At 51.1% G+C, this 1,577-nt stretch carries 2 protein-coding genes; both read left to right on the top strand.

Annotated elements, in window-relative coordinates:
• Positions 1-414, top strand: a 414-nt coding sequence (locus DKW72_RS16220) for an RHS repeat-associated core domain-containing protein (protein ID WP_198411406.1), incomplete at its 5' end; no start/stop codon positions are given.
• Between the two features lie 171 nt (positions 415-585).
• A complete protein-coding gene (locus tag DKW72_RS16475) occupies positions 586-1,341 on the top strand; it encodes a hypothetical protein (protein ID WP_157960527.1) in 756 nt (251 codons plus the stop codon).
• The last annotated feature ends 236 nt before the right edge of the window (positions 1,342-1,577 follow it).

The raw sequence follows: 1,577 nt of genomic DNA, 5'->3' as shown, positions 1-1,577 counted from the left end.
TTTGGCAGCGGCTCTTACTGGCCACAACCGGATCAACCCTTTCGGGTAGTGCTCAAGCCGGATACCACGCGGGGCTACACGGATCATGAGCATTTGGATGAAGTGGGCTTGATTCATATGAACGGGCGGATATACGACCCCAAACTCGCCCGCTTCGTCCAGGCCGACCCGATTGTGCAGAACCCGGGCACCACCCGGAGCCTGAACCGGTACAGCTATGTGTGGAATAATCCGCTCAATGCGACGGATCCGAGTGGGTATACAAAGGAAGGGGAGGACGAGAAACGCACTCGCCGGAATTTCCACGAAACGCGTCCGCAGGATGTCACAGCTGCCTTCATGACCCCATCGGCTGTGTGGGTTTTGCCACTTGGGGTAGTCCTGCGGATATTTTGTCGATGCATGGTGCTGTGATGGGTGCGTACTGGTTAGGCGTTGGTGAGTCTGTTCGCCGGAATGCGGGTTATGGTCTCCTGGCGGGTAACCCCAGGTTAATGCTATCTCCGAGCGCTTTCAATGAACAAATGCTAGCATTGGGTAAAGCGATAGCTACGGCCCATCTGGATACGACACTGGATGATCAAAATGGCCGCCATTATTTCTTGTCGGCACCCGAAATTACTACGTATCACCATAGGGTTTTTGATGAGTTCAATATTAGCCGACGTTGGTATGGCGGCAGCTATGGCACCGGCGTGCATCAGAGGCTCCTTGAGCCGGTTTATTGTAGGCCGTCCTGCGATGCGTACTAGCGAGGGTTGTATGAAATATTGGATTTTCTTTATGCTTATTCTAATATCGGCTGGGTGTGACTCGTCATCGAATATGGTGACTTTCGGGAGTTTAGATATACCGGAGGCGTATGTTCTTCACGGACCTGGAGATGGGCCTGCGGGTGTTTTTGATGAAAGCTCTAAAACAATCGCCCTGGTTTTTACAGAAGCGGAAATACAGTCCGCAATCCCTGAATATCAGCCTAAGAGAAGGACGTCAAAAGCATTGAGTATCGTTTTGTATGAGGAGCAACTCGACCTGGTCGCAAGGAATGCTTCGGTTTGGTCAGTTTTTGATAAGAGTATATCGGCTGTTGAGCCGGATAAGTACACAGTGCATATTCGTCACTATAGGGGGGCAGATAGCTGGTTATTGGCCGATGAAAATTCTGAACTCATAGCTTTGTGTAGAAAGTCCGGTATGGCAGGCCAGAGAAAAGCATCTTGCGATTTTAGAGCGAACCTAAAAAGCTTTGGGGTGGCATATAGCCTTGATGAAGAGAACATGGCTCTGACTGATAAATTCGAGAGGTTTATTGCCGGGAAGCTGGATGAATGGAGCCGTTAGTGTCACCCATATTTTTAGCTCGGAGGGGAACGCCACCTGTCTGACACTCGGTGCGCGCGTTTCAACGAAGTTCTTCTCCTTGCGAAAACCCATGATCTTGCTCATCCAGAGAAAGGGGGGCTGATTACTTCAGCGAAAGCTACGCCTACAACAACCGGGATAACCTTATCAACAAGGCCGGCGTCACCTACCGCTACGGCACCCAATGCAGCGCCAGCCAAAACGCCGGCCCCCAT

This window comes from Marinimicrobium alkaliphilum, assembly GCF_003259155.1.
Taxonomy (GTDB): domain Bacteria; phylum Pseudomonadota; class Gammaproteobacteria; order Pseudomonadales; family Cellvibrionaceae; genus Marinimicrobium_A; species Marinimicrobium_A alkaliphilum.
Note: the sequence above shows the minus strand (reverse complement) of the source record. Positions and strands in the feature narration are given on the sequence as shown.